The following is a 19,836-nucleotide window of genomic DNA, read 5'->3' as shown; positions in this document are numbered from 1 at the left end:
GAAACCTCAGGTAATCTGCTTTGTGTTAAAAAAAGCATAAATGGATATTTAGACTAATTTTTTATCTTCTTTAAGTATGACTTAAGTAAGTATCGGTAAGTTTAAATGCGCTAAAGTCCCAATAGATTATTTGGAATTCCTGTCTAGATGACAAAAAAGATAACCACACATTTAGAATCTGGTCTATTTAAGGGTAAGCCTCGCCCAAAAACGGTCCAACACCGTAATGCGACGACAACACCTGAAATGCGTCAATTTATTCAGCAATCCGATTACAGCGTCAGTCAATTATCCAAAATCCTCAATATCAGCGAAGCTACAGTACGTAAGTGGCGTAAACGTGACTCAATCGATAACACCCCAAATACCCCGCACAAACTCAACACGACACTATCTCCGATGGAAGAGTACGTGATGCTGGGTTTGCGTTATCAATTAAAAATGCCTTTAGATAGGCTATTAAAAGTCACCCAAGAATTTATCAACCCCAATGTCTCTCGCTCCGGTCTTGCCCGCTGCTTAAAGCGTTTTGGGGTCTCTAAACTAGACGAATTTGACAGCCCTTTTGTGCCAGAAAAATTCTTCAATCAGCTGCCTATTACTCAAGGCGCCGATATTCAAACCTATACCGTTAACCCGCAGACATTAGCCGACACTTTAGCCCTGCCGAGTCCAGATCCAGACAACGTAGTGCAAGTAGTGTCGTTAAGTATTCCGCCTCAATTAACGAAGCAGCAAGCCTATTCTGTTTTGCTTGGAGTCGATTTTAAGTCTGACTGGGTTTACCTCGATATTTATCAAGACAGCCATACCCAAGCGAGTAATCGCTATATAACGCATGTCTTAAAGCACGGACCATTTCATTTACGTAAGTTATTGGTTCGCAATTATCACACTTTTCTTGCTCGTTTTCCTGGAGCAAGTCAACCAGCCGCAGTATCCACTAGCACCATTGATGCAGCTGGATCCCAACACCAGATAACTGAACCTCAGTTATCAAACGGAGACTCATATGAGCCAATCCAGTAATAAAGATAAGCGTTTAAACAAACGCTTAAAAGACATGCCTGTCGCGATTGTCGGCATGGCGAGTATTTTTGCTAACTCACGTTACCTAAACAAGTTTTGGGATTTAATCAGCGAAAAAATTGATGCGATTATCGACGTTCCAGAAAGCCATTGGAATACTGAAGATTACTACAATGCCGATAAATCAATGGCCGACAAAAGTTACTGTAAACGCGGTGGTTTTTTACCTGAAGTCGATTTCAATCCAATGGAATTTGGCTTGCCCCCTAATATCCTCGAACTAACAGACACCTCACAACTTTTATCGTTAGTGGTCGCCAAAGAAGTGCTAGCTGATGCAGGTATTGATGCACAGTACGATACCGATCGCATCGGTATTACACTAGGCGTCGGCGGTGGTCAAAAAATTAATCACAGTCTCAGCGGTCGCTTGCAGTACCCAATACTCAAAAAAGTATTTAAAAATAGTGGTCTAAGTGATGAAGACACTGAGATGTTGATCAAAAAGTTTCAGGATCAATATATTCACTGGGAAGAGAACTCATTTCCAGGTTCACTCGGCAATGTGATTGCTGGGCGTATCGCTAACCGCTTTGATCTAGGCGGCATGAATTGCGTGGTTGACGCAGCTTGTGCAGGTTCTTTAGCGGCAATGCGCATGGCGATTACAGAGTTAGTTGAAGGCCGCAGTGACATGATGCTCACGGGTGGTGTGTGTACCGATAACTCGCCTTCTATGTACATGAGCTTTTCAAAAACACCGGCATTTACCACCAACGACACCATTCAACCTTTCGATATCGATTCTAAAGGTATGATGATTGGTGAAGGTATTGGCATGATGGCGCTTAAACGTCTTGATGATGCTGAGCGTGATGGTGACCGAATTTATGCTGTTATCAAAGGTATTGGCTCATCATCAGACGGTAAGTTTAAAAGTATCTACGCACCGCGCCCAGAAGGCCAGGCAAAAGCATTAAGACGCGCTTATGACGACGCAGGTTTTGCGCCGCACACTGTTGGCTTAATTGAAGCCCATGGTACTGGTACTGCAGCTGGTGATGTCGCAGAGTTCAATGGTTTAAAATCAGTGTTTGCCGACGGTAATGACACTCAACAGCACATTGCTCTTGGGTCAGTTAAATCACAAGTTGGCCACACTAAATCAACAGCAGGAACCGCTGGTGTGATTAAAGCAGCTCTGGCTTTGCATCATAAAGTGTTGCCACCGACCATTAACGTCAGTAAGCCGAATCCTAAATTAAACATTCAGGACTCGCCATTTTATTTAAATACCGAAACCCGTCCATGGTTACCAAGAGTTGACAATACACCGCGCCGCGCGGGTATTAGTGCCTTTGGTTTTGGCGGTACCAACTTCCACATTGTGTTGGAAGAATATCGTCAAGAACATGTTCGAGGCGATAAGTATCGTCAACGTTCAGTGCCACAAAGTCTATTGATCCATGCTGAAAACAAAGCCGCATTACAGGCTCAATTAACTGCCCTGCAAACTGAAATTAAGGCTGTTGATACCACACAGCAAAATCGCCAAGAAATTGTGTTAGCCGATTTTGGTAAACGTTTTGCCTTAAATACTATTGCCCCTAACGCGGCCCGTATAGGCTTAGTGGTTGCCTCATTAGCAGACTTAACCATTCAGCTGACTCAGGCGCTGGCGCAGTTAAGCTCAAATACTGCCGACAGCTGGCAGTTGCCTTCTGGCACCAGTTATCGCGCAGCAGCATTGATTCATCCTGAAGCGGCAAGCCATAAAGTGGCAGCATTATTTGCCGGACAAGGGGCACAATATCTGAACATGGGCGCCGATTTAGCCTGTTTGTATCCAGAAATGCGTCAGCAACTGATGCAAGCAGATAAGGTGTTTGCCCAACATAAACAAACGCCACTATCGCAAATTATGTACCCAAATCCTGCTTTTGAAGCCGAAGATATTGCCGCGCAACAGGCGGCATTAACCAATACCGCCAATGCCCAAAGTGCTATTGGTGCGGTGAGCATGGGCCAATATGCATTATTGACTCAAGCAGGTTTTAAAGCTGATATGGTTGCCGGCCATAGTTTTGGTGAACTGTCAGCATTATGTGCGGCAGGCGTTATTAGCCAAGCTGATTATTATCAATTGGCCTTTGCTCGTGGCCAAGCAATGGCGGCTACACCTAAAGATCAAGACGCTGGGGTAATGTACGCCATTATTGTCCCCGCTCAATCTGTTGACAACGGTGTTGAAAAGCTTGAACAGTGCATTAGTGCGTTTGAAGGCGTCAAGGTGGCTAATTACAATGCACCAACCCAATTGGTTATTGCAGGGCCAACAGCGTCATGTACCTTAGCGGCACAAGCAATCACTACTGAACTTGGTTTTAAAGCAATCGCCCTGCCGGTTTCTGGCGCGTTCCACACTCCATTAGTGGCCCATGCTCAACAACCTTTTGCTGCGGCAATCAATAAGATTAAATTTGCTAAGCCAAAACTAAGCCTTTATGCCAATGGCACAGGTAAAGCACATCCTAATGATCCAAAAGCAATCCAAGCAGCATTTAGTGAACATATGTTGCAATCGGTTCGTTTTAGCGAGCAACTAAACGCCATGTATGATGCGGGTGCTCGAGTATTTGTTGAGTTTGGCCCTAAAAACATCCTCCAAAAATTGGTGGAGGCTACCCTAGGCAATAAAGCAGAATCAGTCAGTGTAGTGAGCTTGAACCCAAATCCTAAAGGCAATAGTGACACTCAACTGCGCCAAGCAGCGTGTCAGCTTGCGGTATTAGGGGTGGCATTAACTGAGGTTGATCCTTATCAAGCGCCTATCGCTGAGCTTGCCAAAGTGTCACCGATGAACGTTAAGTTAACCGCGAGTAATTATATTAGTCCGGCCACTCAAGCCAAAATGCAAAAGTCATTGCAAACCGGCACCGTTACCAGCCAGACAGTGGAAGTGCCTGTCGAGAAAGTTGTGGAAAGAATTGTGGAAAAAGAAGTCATTAAAACTGAATATATTGAAGTGCCAGCAACATCCGCACCAGCTCAAGCGCCAGCATCTGCAACAGCGGCACCTTTAACGGCAACAGCTCCTATCGCTAAAGCTCAACCAGTTAGCTCAAGTGTGTCAGCGTCGACCGATAGTATCGGTGCATTTTTTGCGGCGCAGCAACAAACCGCTGAATTACATCAGCAGTTTTTAGCCATACCACAGCAATATGGCGACACGTTTGCTCACCTGATGACAGCCCAAGCGCAAATGGCGTCATCGGGATTAGCCATTCCAGAAAGCTTGCAACGTTCGATGGAGATGTTCCACCAGCATCAAGCACAAACATTGCAAAGTCATACTCAATTCTTAACGTTGCAAGCACAAGCAAGCCAAGCTGCGTTAGCCATGTTGCAAGGGCAAACACCAATGCCTGCAACAGTATCTGCTGCCGTGGCACAGCCTGCATTTGTGCCGCAAAGCCAAGTTGCTCAAGCCCCAATGATAGCTTCGCCTGTCGTCGCTCCTGTTGCTCCGGCTCCGGCTCTGGCTCTGGCTCCAGTTAAAATGCCTCAAACCGCTCAAGCGGTTCAACCTCAACCGACAGCCAGTATACCTGTTCAAGCTCCTGTGGCTCAGCAAGTTAGCTCAGCAGCGGTTTCTGCACCAACAGCCGGACTAACACAGCAACAAGTGTTAGACACTATGCTCAATGTGGTCGCAGACAAAACCGGTTACCCAACAGAAATGCTTGAACTTGGCATGGACATGGAAGCAGACCTTGGTATTGACTCAATCAAGCGGGTAGAAATTCTCGGTACAGTCCAAGATGAGCTTCCAGGTTTACCTGAACTGAGCCCAGAAGATTTAGCCGAGTGTCGCACCCTGGGCGAAATCGTTAGCTACATGCAAACTAAACTGCCTGCGGCAAACACAACTACTGTAGCGTCAACAGGATCAACATCGGTAGTTACTGCAGTACCAGCATCAACGGGCTTAACCGCTGAAAACGTTCAGCGCACCATGTTAGCTGTGGTTGCCGACAAAACCGGTTACCCAACTGAAATGCTTGAACTTGGCATGGACATGGAAGCAGACCTTGGTATTGACTCAATCAAACGTGTAGAAATTTTAGGCACAGTACAAGATGAGCTTCCAGGCTTACCTGAACTGAGCCCTGAAGATTTAGCTGAGTGTCGCACCCTGGGCGAAATCGTTAGCTACATGCAAACCAAATTACCAGCGGCCAACTCGGTTGCTGTAGCGTCAACGGGATCAACATCGGCAAATGCATCTGCAGCGCCAGCAACGGGCTTAACCGCTGAAAATGTCCAGCGCACCATGTTAGCTGTAGTTGCCGATAAAACTGGTTACCCAACGGAAATGCTTGAACTGGGCATGGACATGGAAGCAGACCTTGGTATCGACTCAATCAAACGTGTTGAAATTCTAGGCACAGTGCAAGACGAGCTACCAGGTTTACCTGAACTCAACCCAGAAGATTTAGCCGAGTGTCGCACCTTAGGCGAAATCGTCAGCTACATGCAGACTAAATTACCTGCTGTCAGCACATTGGCTCCAGTAGCAACGGTATCTTCATCTTCATCTGCAACAGCAACGCCAACAACGGGCTTGAGTGCTGATACCGTTTTAAGCACCATGATGTCAGTAGTAGCCGACAAAACCGGTTACCCTGCAGAAATGCTTGAACTGAGCATGGACATGGAAGCAGACCTTGGTATCGACTCAATCAAACGGGTTGAAATTCTAGGCACAGTGCAAGACGAACTACCCGGTTTGCCTGAGTTGAACCCAGAAGATTTAGCCGAGTGTCGTACCTTGGGCGAAATCGTCAGTTATATGCAAACAAAATTGCCTGCAACTAACACTGTGGCTCCAGTATCTGCACCTGCAACAACTGGCTTAAATGCTGATACCGTATTAAGCACCATGATGTCAGTGGTAGCCAACAAAACCGGTTACCCTGCTGAAATGCTTGAACTGAGCATGGACATGGAAGCCGATTTAGGTATCGACTCAATCAAACGCGTTGAAATTCTAGGTACAGTGCAAGACGAACTACCAGGCTTACCTGAGCTGAACCCAGAAGATTTAGCCGAATGTCGCACCTTAGGTGAAATCGTCAGCTACATGCAAACCAAATTGCCTGCAGCAACCGCTATTGCGTCGGTCGCACCAGCATCAACTGCAAACAAGGCTGACGTTAACACCGCGGCATTACCGCCACACAGCGAGGTAGCGCTAAAAAAGTTACCAGCGGCGGATAAACTCGTAGATTGCTTTTCAACAGACTCTTGTATTGTCATCACAGACGATGGCCACAATGCAGGTTTACTGGCTGAAAAGCTAAATGCAAAGGGATTAACCGTCGCCGTTATTCGTAACCCACAAACCATTAGCGTGGCACATTCACCATTAAGCAGCGATATTAAAAGCTATACGTTGAGCAGCATTGATGATGCCCAAATTGCACAAGTCATTGCCGATATTAAAGCCGATTTGGGCGCTGAACATGCCATTGCAGGCTTTATTCATTTACAGCCTCAAGCTACCGCTAACAGCAGCGAATTAATGTCGTGCACTGTTGCAGCAAAAGCCGCTGTCGACAACGCGTTTTTATGGGCTAAGCATCTTCATGCTGAATTTGCTAAACCAGCTCAAGGTTCGCGCTTATGCTACTTTACCGTGAGCCGTTTAGACGGCGGATTTGGTTATCTTGATAATTCTCAGCTAGCAACAGCAGAGCTTAACCAAGCAGCCTTATCTGGCCTGAGCAAAACCCTAAGCCATGAATGGCCTCAGGTGTTTTGCCGCGCATTAGACATTGCCAACAACATTGATACAGCAAACTTTGCCGATGCCATCGTTGCTGAGTTATTTGATATCGATGGTGCCAATGCTAGCGCGGATCGCATTAATGAAGTGGGAATCAGTAGCCAAGGTCGAGTAACCTTAGTTGCTGCCGACGCTAGCGAAAAGTTTGCACCGGCAAGTCTAAACAAAAATGACACTATTTTGGTCACCGGCGGCGCAAAAGGCGTAACCTTTGAATGCGCCCTCACCTTAGCCAAACAATGCCAATCACATTTTGTGTTAGCAGGTCGTAGCCAACATTTTGGTAGCGACTTACCGGCATGGGCACAAGGCAAACAAGCTTCAGAATTAAAAGTCGCCGCCATCGCTTATATTCAATCTCAAGGCAACAAACCGACGCCAAAACAGATTGATGCACTAGTGTGGCCAATCAGCAGTAGCCTAGAAATCGATGCTGCGTTAAATGCGTTCAGCAAGGTCGGCGCCAGTGCTCAATATGTCTCGATGGATGTCAGCGACGCTACCGCGGTAGCTGCCAGTCTTAAAAGTCTGACTAATGCCAAGGGTGGCTCATTAACCATTAATGGGGTTATTCATGGTGCGGGCGTGTTAGCCGATAAGCACATTCAAGATAAAACCTTGGATGAACTTAACCGCGTATACCACACCAAAGTGACTGGGCTTGCCAGCATCATTAATGCACTCGACCCACAACAGATTAAGCTGATTGCACTGTTTTCATCGGCGGCAGGTTTTTACGGTAATACCGGACAGAGTGATTACGCTATGTCGAATGAAATCCTTAATAAAACCGCACTGAAACTAGCGCACACCTTACCGCAAGCTAAAGTGATGAGTTTTAATTGGGGCCCTTGGGATGGCGGTATGGTCAGTTCAGCATTAAAGAAAATGTTTGTTGAACGTGGCGTTTACGTTATTCCGCTACAAGCGGGTGCCGAGCTATTTGCTCACAGTTTATTAAGCCCACAAGGAGCACAACTGCTTATTGGCTCTGATATGCAAGGTTCATCAGAGCAGGACAACGCTGTAAAAAAGCTTAATGCGGACGCTTTGCTTATGGCCAAGGGTTCGCTGACATTTGCTACTAATACACTTGTGACTAAAGCATTTACGGCTAACGCAGTTACAACTGAGGCAGTTACGACTGAGGCAGTTACGACTGAGGCAGTTACGACTAAGACATCGGCTGCTGATGTTATCAGTCAGACGCTGACTCGAGTATTAACCCCGGCTGAAATGCCTTTTGTTAGCGATCATTGTATTGCTGGCAATCCGGTATTGCCGACGGTATGCGCCATGCAATGGATGCGTGATGCGGCAGAAACGTTATGTCATGTGCCTGTCAGTATTGCTGAATACAAATTGCTTAAAGGGGTTATTTTTGACACCAATGAGCCACATTTGTTGCAACTGGAACTAACGCAAACTGACGCAGGGATCAGCGCGCTGATCTCCTCTCGTTTGGTAAACGATCCAAGCGCAGCCATGAAACCGCAATACCAAGCTCAATTGGTGATCAATCATGTGATATTGGCAGCTGATGTTGCTAAACCGACTGTTAGCGACAGTAGTTTGGCTCATTGGGCTAACATGACGCCATTGTTCTCAGGGGCCGAGCTATACCAAAACGGAACCTTATTTCATGGCCCACGTTTGCAAGGTATTGCTCAAGTGTTGGCATTTGATGATGCTCAGCTACTGTGCCGAGTGCAATTGCCGCAGATTAATGCCGCAGACTGCCAAGGTTTTATCCCGTCATCGGTATTAGGTGGTAGCCAAATTTTCGCTGAAGATTTGCTACTACAAGCCATGCTGGTATGGGCAAGACTGAAATACGATGCCGCAAGTTTACCGGCATCAACCGGTGAGTGTGTTACCGCTTGGCCATTTGCAAATGGTGATAAAGGTTATATTCAACTTGATGTGGTTAAACACAGTGGCAGAATGCTGGTGGCTAACGTGAGTTTATATCATCAAGACGGCCGCCTGAGTTGCCAAATGCTCAATGCTAAAGTGACCATTAGTAAGAGTTTGAATGGGGCATTTATTCCACATCAAGCTTCTGCTGAACTATCACACAAGGACACAGTGTGACAGCCACAGATAACATGGCGCTAAAATCCATTAGTGAGCGTATTTTGCAGCAACAAACCAAGCCAATGCGCTTGGCTTTGTTGCTCAGCAAACCCAATATCAACTCGGTTAATGAGCACAAGGTTGCAATTGATACTCAGCATAGCGACGGTTTTGAACTGGCGTTATTACACAGCATAGAGCGGCTATCATCCACTGCAGATGAAATGATCAATATTGCCGATCGGTTGTGGATAATGCCGGGGCTACTTGCCGCGAAACATGGCGTCAATGCGCACGCTTATCTCAATGGTGTTGCACTTGGTAGCAATCAGGCTGAAGCAATAACACTGGCGCTGAATCATGCAAAACGTTTACATACTCGACCGCAGATTGTCGCGCTAGATAACAATGCAAAAACCAATATTGCCAATAATGCACAAACCGCATTGGCCGCAATGACCACCCTAGTAGAGTCTATCGCCAGTCGTTGTATACCAACACAAGACAAAGTCAACAGCCAGTATTGGTTTAGCCCACTTCACCAAAGTCGAGTTGCAGCTTTATGTTATCCAAGTGCCAACGGTGTTCAGGCAATGATCTTGACCCAAGGACGTGCATTAGTCGCCTCAAAGCAATTGGTTAATCCCCAACGTTTATGGCTGCCACTGTGTGCCACTTCATTGGTGCAACTGCACACTAAACTGATGGCTTTCTCTGCGCAGGTCAATTCAGCGACAGACGATTTAAGCTTACTTAAACTTATCAAAAGTACATTGGCCGATTATCAAACGGATGCGCCCCTAGCTTTAGTGTTAATGGCACAGGATCGTAACGGATTAATCATAGAAATTAATGCGATGTTGGCAACAATGTCGACTCACCTTCAGCCAGACATTAACGATAACCCGCCGATAGAATATAAAACCCCTGCTGGCAGTTGTTTCTATTCTGCGCCGCTGGGTGATCATGGCTTAAGTTTTGTCTACCCTGGCGTCGGTACTGTGTATCCAAACATGCTCAGTCAAATGGGCTTAGTGTTCCCCAATGTGTACGCCGAACTCGAAAGCCAAGGTGACATGCCATCGATGTTACAAACAGAGTTTATTTATGCGACGGATAAAAACCGTGCTGCACAGATGAGCTTGAGCCAATTAGCCATTGCCGGTGTGGGCGCCAGTTATGTGTTAACCAAGCTGTTGCAGCAAGAGTTTGCCATTGAGCCCAGGTTTGCCTTGGGTTACTCCATGGGCGAAGCGGCCATGTGGGCGAGTCTAGATGTTTGGCAAGCGCCACACACTATGATTGAAGCAACCCAAAACAGCAGTATCTTTACCCAAGATATCTCTGGAGAGCTTCGCTGTGTTCGCCAGCAATGGCAATTAACCGATGACGAACCCATTGTCTGGAACAGCTTTGTGACTCGAGCCAGTATTGATGAACTCACGCCCCATTTAACGGATTATCCACGCGTTTATATTGCCATTATTCAAGGTGATACCTGTGTTATCGCAGGTTGTGAATCCAGTTGTAAAGCATTGTTAAAGCAAGCAGGTAAACGTGGTATTACAGCCAATCGAATTACCGCAATGCATACGCCAGCGGCGCTAAATATTGTCGACGATGTACGCCAGTTTTATCAGCAACCGCTGCTGGAAAATTTACCCAAGCAATTGCAGTTTATCTCGGCGGCTCAAACAGCACCTGTCACGCTAGACTCGCACGCTATTGCACAATCGATTGCCGATACTTTTTGTCATCAGTTGGATTTTACTCAGTTAATCCACAATGCTCGAGAGCAAGGCTGCCGATTATTTGTAGAAGTCGGAGCCGATAGGCAAACCACCACCTTAATAGACAAAATCAATGCTCAGAGTGGTAACACGTCCCCAGCGATGGCGATTGCTGTTAATGCCAAGGGCGGCGACGATGTCAGCAGTTTACTCAAGTGTTTGGGACAATTAATAGCGCATCGCGTGCCGATGTCATTAACGCCCTTTTTTCGCAGCCTTGACGATGCAATTAACTCATTATCTCAGCAGACGGCAATAGCCGGCGGCTCACCACTGTCTCGTTGCAGTGAAACATCATTAGAAGGAGAACCTCATTGAGTTCTCAAGCCACCCCTAAAATCGCCATTGTCGGTTTAGCCAATCAGTATCCCGACGCGGATACTCCGGCTAAATTTTGGCAAAACTTATTAGACAAAAAAGATTCACGCAGCCAAATCAGTGCGAGCAAACTCAATGCTTCACCGAGTGACTACTTGGGTGTACAAGGCGAGTCGGACCGTTTTTATTGTGATAAAGGCGGCTACATTCAGGACTTTCAATTTAACCCTCAAGGTTATCGTATTGAACCCGACGCATTTACTGGTTTGGATGACAGTTTCTTGTGGGCAACCGACACAGCGCGAAATGCGTTAACTGATGCAGGTATTGACCTTAATCATAACGTGCTGCAGCGCACTGGTATTGTCATGGGCACCTTATCGTTCCCTACTGCCAAGTCTAACGAGCTATTTGTGCCGCTTTATCACAGCGCAGTCGAAAAAGCCTTACAGACTAAACTCCAACAGCCAAACTTTAGTCTGCAATCGTTTAATCAAGCATCGCAAAGCAATACCGCAGAAAATGCCAATAACAATAATAATAATGTAATGCCAAAAACGGTTAACTTGCGTAATGGTGCCATTGCCCATAACGCCTCTAAAATCGTGGCCGATGCTTTGGGATTAGGTGGTACGCAACTGAGTTTAGATGCCGCCTGTGCCAGTTCAGTTTACGCATTAAAATTGGCCTGCGACTACTTGCATACCGGCAAAGCAGACATGATGCTGGCTGGCGCGGTATCGGGAGCCGATCCGTTCTTTATCAATATGGGCTTTTCGATATTTCATGCCTATCCCGACCACGGCATTTCCGCCCCATTTGATAGTAACAGTAAAGGCTTATTCGCTGGCGAAGGTGCGGGAGTATTAGTGCTCAAACGCCTTGAAGATGCCGAGCGTGATGGCGACCATATTTATGCCTTGGTCAGTGGCATTGGCTTGTCGAACGATGGCAAAGGCCAGTTTGTGTTAAGCCCAAACAGCAAAGGCCAAGTGCAAGCATTCGAGCGCGCTTATCGCGATGCAGCAGCAATCGATCCAAGTATCACCCCTGCCAGCATTGAAGTGATTGAATGTCATGCTACGGGAACACCATTAGGCGACAAAGTTGAATTAACCTCGATGGAGCGTTTTTTTGAAGATAAACTTCAAGGTAGCGCCACGCCATTAATTGGTTCCGCAAAATCCAATTTAGGCCATTTACTCACCGCAGCAGGCATGCCAGGGATCATGAAAATGATTTTTGCGATGCGTGAAGGCGTGTTGCCACCGAGTATTAATATTAGTACTCCTATTACCTCGCCCAACGGCTTATTTGGTCAAGCGACCTTGCCAAATGCAGTGCTACCTTGGCCCGATAAAGTTGGCAATAAAGCCCGCCATGCTGGCGTATCAGTATTTGGTTTTGGCGGGTGTAACGCTCATTTATTGATTGAGTCATATCAAGCTAAAGCTGTCACTGACAGCACTCTGAATAATAGCACTAAAACTCGTCACTCAACGTTAGTTGATGCAGAAACGCCGATGCACATTACCGGCATGGCGGCGCATTTTGGTCAATGCAGTAGTATTGATGCACTGGCGAGTAAAATCATCGCCAAACAGGCCATCTTTAGCCCGCTACCCCGTAAGCGCTGGAAAGGTTTAGACAAACATCCTGAACTATTAGCCCAATATGGCATCACCCAAGTGCCGCAAGGCGCGTATATCGATCAGTTCGATTTTGATTTCTTGCGGTTTAAAGTGCCACCAAATGAAAATGACCGGCTGATCTCACAACAACTACTGTTGATCAAAGTTGCCGATGAAGCTATCGCCGATGCAAAACTGACACCAGGCAGTAAAGTCGCAGTGTTAGTTGCCATGGAAACCGAACTTGAACTTCATCAATTCCGCGGTCGAGTTAACTTACACAGCCAAATAGCTCAAAGCCTTAACGCTCAAGGTATTCAATTATCTACAGCGGAATATGACAGCCTTGAAACCATTGCGATGGACAGTGTGCTCGACGCCGCTAAGCTTAACCAATACACCAGCTTTATTGGTAATATTATGGCGTCGCGGATAGCCTCATTATGGGATTTCAACGGCCCAGCATTTACCATTTCTGCAGGCGAGCAATCAGTTAACCGCTGTATCGATGTGGCGCAAAACTTGTTTGCGTTAGGCTCGTTACAAGAGCCATTAGATGCAATCATTATTGCCGCTGTAGACCTGTCTGGCAGCATTGAAAATATGTTGTTCAATACCGCAAAACTTAACGCCAAAGGATTAAGTTCAACAGATTGGTTAGTAGGTGAAGGGGCTGGCGCACTCGTGCTGCAACAAACCAATGCAGCACACACTCAGCTTGACAGCTATGCCAGTATCGATAGCGTCAACTTTACGCCATTGTCACAATTACCAACACAACTACCAACTGAGTTATCAGCAGACATTGTTGAGTTAAACCAATCACCTGAATGCATATTAACAACTCAAGGCCAACAGTTCGCCCAAGGATTAACTGATGCTGCAATCGCGGTCAGCTCAGCGCCGTTATTGAGTAAAGCTCATGATATTCTCGGTCATACATTTGCTGCTTCTGGCATGGCCAGTTTGCTGCACGGTTTAGTGCAAACTCGTCACATCGATAAACCGTCTATCAATGCCAGTGTATTCACCAGCAGCGACAATCAATACTCACAAGTTAATCTGTCTGTTTCTGCGGCGCAACAACACGCATTGCACGCTAGACTGGGCAATAATTTAACTCAACAACTGGCTACGGGCAGTAAGTTAAGTTTAATTAAACAAGTCAGTTTAGGTGGTCGAGATATTTACCAACACATTATCGACAGCCCACTTGATGCGCTCGACAGTATTATCAATCAATGTGCAGATATCGCCCCAACGGTGGTCAACACCATTGAAAGTAAGCAACCAACTATTCGTGATAATAACCCTCTTAGCGTCAATAATAGCGAGAATATCGCCGAGCCTCTTATGTCAGAAAATATGCCCGATAAAACAATTCCAAAGCAACCAAGGGTTGCCAGTATGACAAATCATGCTATCCCACCTGCACATTTAACGGCATTTCAACAAAATCAGTGGTTAGCACAACAAGCGCATTTAGCTTATTTGGCCAGCCGAGATGCAGGCTTGAAAGTAGCCGACAGTTTATTACGATCTCAATTGGCTGGTTTTAGCCATCAGACAACTGCGACTCAAGTCGCGTCTCCGGCGGCTAATACTTATGCCGTTAATGCTGCAGTACAAACCGCGGTTAAGAGTGAAACCATTAGCTCTGTTGCGGTAATCCAACCTAATCATGCTTGTGTACCCGCTTACACTGCACCTATTCCGGCGAATAAACCGTGTATTTGGAATTACGCTGATTTAGTTGAATATGCCGAAGGCGATATCGCTAAAGTATTTGGCTCAGATTACGCCATTATCGACAGTTACTCGCGCCGAGTTCGCTTACCGACAACAGATTATTTATTGGTGTCACGCGTCACTAAACTCGATGCCACCATGAATCAATACAAACCGTGTTCAATGACTACAGAATACGACATCCCCGTCGATGCCCCGTATTTAGTGGATGGTCAAATCCCTTGGGCTGTCGCGGTAGAATCGGGCCAGTGCGATTTAATGTTGATCAGTTATTTAGGTATCGATTTTGAAAACAAAGGCGAGCGGGTTTATCGCTTATTAGATTGTACTTTAACCTTCTTAGAAGATTTACCTCGTGGCGGCGACACTCTGCGTTACGACATTAAAATCAATAACTTTGCCAGCAATGGCGACACGTTATTATTCTTTTTCTCTTACGAGTGTTTCGTAGGCGACAAGATGATCCTAAAAATGGATGGCGGCTGTGCGGGCTTCTTTACCGACCAAGAGCTGGCCGATGGTAAAGGCGTTATTCAAACTGAAGATGAAATAAAACATCGTCAACAAGTGCTCAACAATCCGAATAAACCAACCTTTACACCATTACTACATTGTAACCAAACGGCATTTGATTATGGTCAAATTCATCATTTACTGACCGGTGATATTGGCAGCTGTTTTGGTGGCGACCATGTCGCGCATCAGCTACAAACTGGGGTGCAAAAATCGCTTTGTTTTGCCTCTGAAAAGTTCTTAATGATTGAGCGAGTGAGTCAATTACAAACACAAGGTGGTACGTGGGGCTTAGGCTTACTCGAAGGTCATAAACACATTGCGCCAGACCATTGGTATTTCCCTTGTCATTTCCAAGGCGACCAAGTGATGGCAGGCTCGTTAATGGCAGAAGGTTGTGGCCAGCTATTACAGTTCTTTATGATCCACATCGGCATGCATACTCTAGTAGAAAATGGTCGATTCCAACCATTGGAAAATGCTTCGCAAAAAGTTCGCTGTCGTGGCCAAGTGTTACCACAAACGGCTGAGCTGACTTATCGCATGGAAGTGACTGAAATCGGTATTCATCCCCGCCCTTACGCTAAAGCCAATATTGATATTTTACTCAATGGTAAAGTCGTGGTCGATTTCCAAAACTTGGGTGTGATGATTAAAGAAGATGCCGAATGTGCTCGTTATCCGCTTATCTCGTTAAACACAGCAAACACTAGCCCTGCCGTTGATTCAAACGCTAGCAGTAAAGTGATTACCAACAAAGCCCCGTTAATGGCACAAGTTCCAGATTTAAACGCCCCGAGTAACAAGGGCGTTATTCCACTAAAACACGTTGAAGCGCCCATAGTCAGTGCCGATTCAAAGTACGCTAATCGCGTGCCTGATACCGTGCCATTTACCCCATACCATATGTTTGAGTTTGCTACTGGCGATATCGAAAAATGCTTTGGTCCTGACTTTAGTATTTACCGCGGACTTATCCCACCGCGCACACCTTGTGGCGACTTACAGTTAACCACTCGCGTGGTTGAAATTAACGGTAAACGCGGCGAATTGAAAAAGCCATCATCATGTATAGCAGAATACGAAGTGCCAGCAGATGCTTGGTACTTTGCAAAAAACAGCCACCAAGCGGTAATGCCTTATTCGGTGTTAATGGAAATTTCATTACAACCCAATGGCTTTATTTCTGGCTACATGGGCACCACCTTAGGCTTTCCTGGGCAAGAGCTATTTTTCCGTAACTTAGACGGTGGCGGAAAATTATTACGTCATGTGGATTTACGCGGCAAAACTATCGTCAATGATTCAAAGCTATTATCAACCGTCATTGCTGGCAGTAACATTATTCAAAGCTTCACCTTTGAGTTAAGTGTCGATAACGAGCCGTTTTACACCGGTAGCGCGGTATTTGGTTACTTTAAAGGTGATGCGCTTAAAAACCAGTTAGGCATAGATAACGGTAAAATAACCCAACCATGGCATGTTGATAATAACGTCGCGGCAGACATCAGCGTTAATTTATTGGATAAACAGTCACGGGTGTTTAATCCGCCAACTAGCCAACCGCATTATTGTTTAGCGGGCGGCCAGCTTAACTTTATCGACCAAGCCGAAATTGTTGAAGCAGGCGGCAAATACGGTAAAGGTTATCTTGCTGCGTCACGCACTATTGACCCAAGTGATTGGTTCTTCCAATTCCACTTCCATCAAGATCCGGTTATGCCCGGTTCATTAGGTGTTGAAGCCGTGATCGAGTTGATGCAAACTTATGCCATCAGTACAGACCTAGGTAAAGGTTTCACTAATCCAAAATTTGGCCAAATATTGTCGGATATTAAATGGAAATATCGCGGTCAAATTAACCCACTTAACATACAAATGTCACTTGATGTACATATCAGTGCAGTAAAAGATGAAGACGGTAAACGCATCATAATAGGCGACGCAAACCTCAGTAAAGATGGTCTGCGTATTTATGAAGTCAAAGATATCGCCATCTGTATTGAAGAAGCTTAGGCCAAATAGGAATAATAATAATGACAACACAAGTGCATAACGAAAAGCTTTCTCCTTGGCCATGGCAAGTTAGCCAGCAACACGTCAGTTTTGACCCTACTGGGATGGACAAAAAGCTTAAAGATTTATCACAAGCGTGTTATGTGGTTAACGACACGCAACAAGGCTTAGGCGTTGCTCAGCAAGCCCAAGTCGTAACCGATGCTATTACTGCAGCAAATGCTCTGCCAGTCAGCGCATTTGCCCCTGCCCTTGGCACCCAAAGCTTAGGTGACAGTAATTTCCGCCGCGTGCATGGGGTAAAATTCGCCTATCATGCTGGCGCAATGGCCAATGGTATTTCTTCTGAAGAACTGGTTATTGCGTTAGGTCAGGCTGGTATTTTATGTTCATTTGGCGCAGCAGGGTTAATTCCATCTCGAGTTGAGCAAGCGATTAACCGCATTCAAGCCGCGCTGCCAAACGGGCCTTATGCGTTTAATTTAATCCACAGCCCAAGTGAACCCGCACTTGAACGTGGCAGTGTCGAGCTATTTTTAAAACACAAAGTGCGTACTGTTGAGGCATCTGCCTTTTTAGGCTTAACCCCACAAATTGTCTATTACCGCGCAGCAGGCTTAAGCCGTGACGCACACGGTGATGTGCAAATAGACAATAAAGTAATTGCGAAAATTAGCCGTACTGAAGTGGCGATTAAGTTTATGCAACCTGCGCCAGTTAAAATACTGCAACAGTTGGTGGATGAAGGTCTTATTAGCGCAGAACAAATGGAACTGGCTCAATTAGTGCCTATGGCTGATGATATTACTGCCGAAGCAGACTCTGGCGGTCATACAGACAATCGACCATTAGTCACTTTACTGCCGACTATTTTGGCATTAAAAGATCAAGTACAAGCACAGTACAAGTATAAAACCCCTATTCGGGTTGGTGCCGGTGGTGGTGTTGGCACGCCTGACGCAGCACTGGCGACTTTTCATATGGGCGCAGCCTACATTGTTACCGGTTCAATCAACCAGGCTTGTGTAGAAGCGGGAGCCAGCGAGCATACTCGCAAATTACTGGCCACCACCGAAATGGCCGATGTGACGATGGCACCTGCTGCCGATATGTTCGAAATGGGCGTTAAGCTGCAAGTCGTAAAACGTGGCACCTTATTTCCAATGCGCGCCAACAAGTTATACGAAATTTATACCCGCTATGACTCTATTGAAGCCATTCCAAGCGACGAGCGTGAAAAACTTGAAAAACAAGTATTCCGCTCAAGCCTGGATGATATTTGGGCTGGCACGGTAGCGCATTTTAATGAGCGCGATCCAAAGCAAATCGAGCGTGCTAAAGATAATCCTAAACGTAAAATGGCGCTGATTTTCCGTTGGTACTTAGGTCTGTCTAGCCGTTGGTCAAACACTGGTGAGCTTGGTCGCGAGATGGATTATCAAATCTGGGCTGGTCCGGCACTCGGCGCATTTAACGCATGGGCTAAAGGCAGTTATTTAGATGACTACACCCAGCGTCATGCAGTAGACTTAGCCAAACACTTAATGCATGGCGCAGCTTATTTGGCCCGAGTTAATTTATTAACAGCACAAGGTGTTAGCCTTCCGGTAGCATTACAACGCTGGCGCCCAGTTGATCAAGTAAAGTGATCGACCAAGTGAATAGATTGATCTCGCTTTATTGCGAGCTCAACGAGATAGACAGGAACCGACATGAGCGATACACAGAAACTCGATTTTTCAGCGATTAATGAACCGACATTGGCATCCTTTAATCAACAAAAAAATCTGATAAAACGCATGCTCAAAGGCAACAGCGCAACTTGCAGCGACTGTAATAAACCACTAACACTGCAATTACCGCCTAATACTAAAAAGGCACCAAAAAACGCTAAAGCCCCAGGGATTTATTGCGCTAAAGGTTGCACTGATATCGAGCTAGACATGGAAGCCGTAGCGTTAATGCAATAGCATTAATACCCATTTAATGTCTTCATAAAAAAATGACCCTCTTTAGTAAGAGGGTCATTTTTTTCGAGCATTCTTTATTTCAAAACCTAGCGTTATTTAGCCAGCCATTGCTTAACGATTTCTGGGTTACCACAAAGCTGTTCAACCGGTTTATCCCCCGACAGCGCAGCCTCAAATACAGTAAATGGTACATTTGCCCATAAGCTCAACTCAAAGGTAGTATTTTCCGTCACCACGCCTACGCCTTTAGGTGTGCCTGTCATCACAATGTCACCATCATTTAAGCTCATAAACTCACTGACAGCGTTATAAATAGCGTGTGGCTGGTACATCATTAATTGCTGATGACCTAATTGCGTCACGGCATTATCAATGGTTAATTGAAAGCACCAATCTTTGATGTCTGCGGTTATAGCAATAAATTCGCTGAATAACGCCGAACCATCAAAAGCTTTAGAACGCTCCCACGGTAAGCCTTTGGTTTTTAAATTGGTTTGCAGCTCACGCTTAGTCATATCAAGCCCAACACCAACCGCACTAAACTGACCATTATTCACCATAAAGCATAATTCGGCTTCATAATGTAAAGGCTCACCTAAGTGACTACACAAAGTAGTGGTAATGGCTGAGTTTGGTTTAAGGAACACTACCATATCATCAGGAATTTCATTACCGAGTTCGTCAATATGCTCAGCATAATTACGCCCAATACAAATGATTTTTGATGGCGAGACGAGGCGTACTTGCCCATCTGATTGCGTTAGCGAAACGGATTGTAAACTCACATTAACCTCGAATAATTGAAATAGTGATAAGAGTAATCCTTCTAACAATAAAGCGAATTATTTCAAAATAGAACAACGACTCTTTTTAAATCATACCCAAAGCATTATCGC

7 protein-coding genes are annotated in these 19,836 nt (G+C 45.7%); 6 read left to right on the top strand and 1 reads right to left on the bottom strand.

Features of this window, described 5'->3' with window-relative positions; translation table 11 throughout:
* The first annotated feature begins 147 nt into the window (after positions 1 to 147).
* The 6 genes from AAEY98_RS03410 (at position 148) to AAEY98_RS03385 (ending at position 18,940) form a co-directional block, all read left to right on the top strand.
* Positions 148 to 1,029: a COG3415 family protein gene (locus tag AAEY98_RS03410; RefSeq protein ID WP_350996342.1), complete on the top strand. Its 882-nt coding sequence runs from the start codon at positions 148 to 150 to the stop codon at positions 1,027 to 1,029.
* The gene (locus tag AAEY98_RS03405; RefSeq protein WP_351014966.1) at positions 1,013 to 8,971 is read left to right on the top strand and encodes an SDR family NAD(P)-dependent oxidoreductase; all 7,959 of its coding nucleotides are present in this window, start codon (positions 1,013 to 1,015) and stop codon (positions 8,969 to 8,971) included. Before AAEY98_RS03410 ends, AAEY98_RS03405 begins: the two co-directional genes overlap by 17 nt.
* Positions 8,968 to 11,061 carry a PfaB family protein gene (locus AAEY98_RS03400; RefSeq protein WP_351014964.1) on the top strand — a complete coding sequence of 698 codons (2,094 nt, stop codon included), beginning with the start codon at positions 8,968 to 8,970 and terminating at the stop codon, positions 11,059 to 11,061. Before AAEY98_RS03405 ends, AAEY98_RS03400 begins: the two co-directional genes overlap by 4 nt.
* Complete coding sequence (locus AAEY98_RS03395) at positions 11,058 to 16,970, top strand: hotdog fold thioesterase (RefSeq protein ID WP_351014962.1); 5,913 nt, start codon at positions 11,058 to 11,060, stop codon at positions 16,968 to 16,970. Before AAEY98_RS03400 ends, AAEY98_RS03395 begins: the two co-directional genes overlap by 4 nt.
* A gap of 20 nt (positions 16,971 to 16,990) precedes the next feature.
* Positions 16,991 to 18,619, top strand: a complete 1,629-nt coding sequence (gene pfaD, locus AAEY98_RS03390; RefSeq protein ID WP_351014960.1) for an eicosapentaenoate synthase subunit PfaD — start codon at positions 16,991 to 16,993, stop codon at positions 18,617 to 18,619.
* Positions 18,620 to 18,682: 63 nt separating this feature from the next.
* On the top strand, positions 18,683 to 18,940 hold the full coding sequence (locus tag AAEY98_RS03385) for a hypothetical protein (protein WP_162022676.1): 258 nt from the start codon (positions 18,683 to 18,685) through the stop codon (positions 18,938 to 18,940).
* A gap of 92 nt (positions 18,941 to 19,032) precedes the next feature.
* Here the strand turns inward: AAEY98_RS03385 and AAEY98_RS03380 are convergent, their stop codons facing one another.
* Positions 19,033 to 19,725 (bottom strand): fumarylacetoacetate hydrolase family protein, encoded by a 693-nt coding sequence (locus AAEY98_RS03380; protein WP_351014958.1) that lies wholly within the window; start codon positions 19,723 to 19,725, stop codon positions 19,033 to 19,035.
* Positions 19,726 to 19,836 lie beyond the last annotated feature (111 nt).

Source organism: Shewanella sp. AC91-MNA-CIBAN-0169, from assembly GCF_040310165.1.
Classification (GTDB): Bacteria; Pseudomonadota; Gammaproteobacteria; order Enterobacterales; family Shewanellaceae; genus Shewanella.
Note: the sequence above shows the minus strand (reverse complement) of the source record. Positions and strands in the feature narration are given on the sequence as shown.

Excerpts from the sequence above, each read along its gene's own strand:
- pfaD (WP_351014960.1), top strand. The coding sequence starts at position 16,991 with ATGACAACACAAGTGCATAACGAAAAGCTTTCTCCTTGGCCATGGCAA.
- AAEY98_RS03385 (WP_162022676.1), top strand. The coding sequence starts at position 18,683 with ATGAGCGATACACAGAAACTCGATTTTTCAGCGATTAATGAACCGACA.
- AAEY98_RS03410 (WP_350996342.1), top strand. The coding sequence starts at position 148 with ATGACAAAAAAGATAACCACACATTTAGAATCTGGTCTATTTAAGGGT.
- AAEY98_RS03405 (WP_351014966.1), top strand. The coding sequence starts at position 1,013 with ATGAGCCAATCCAGTAATAAAGATAAGCGTTTAAACAAACGCTTAAAA.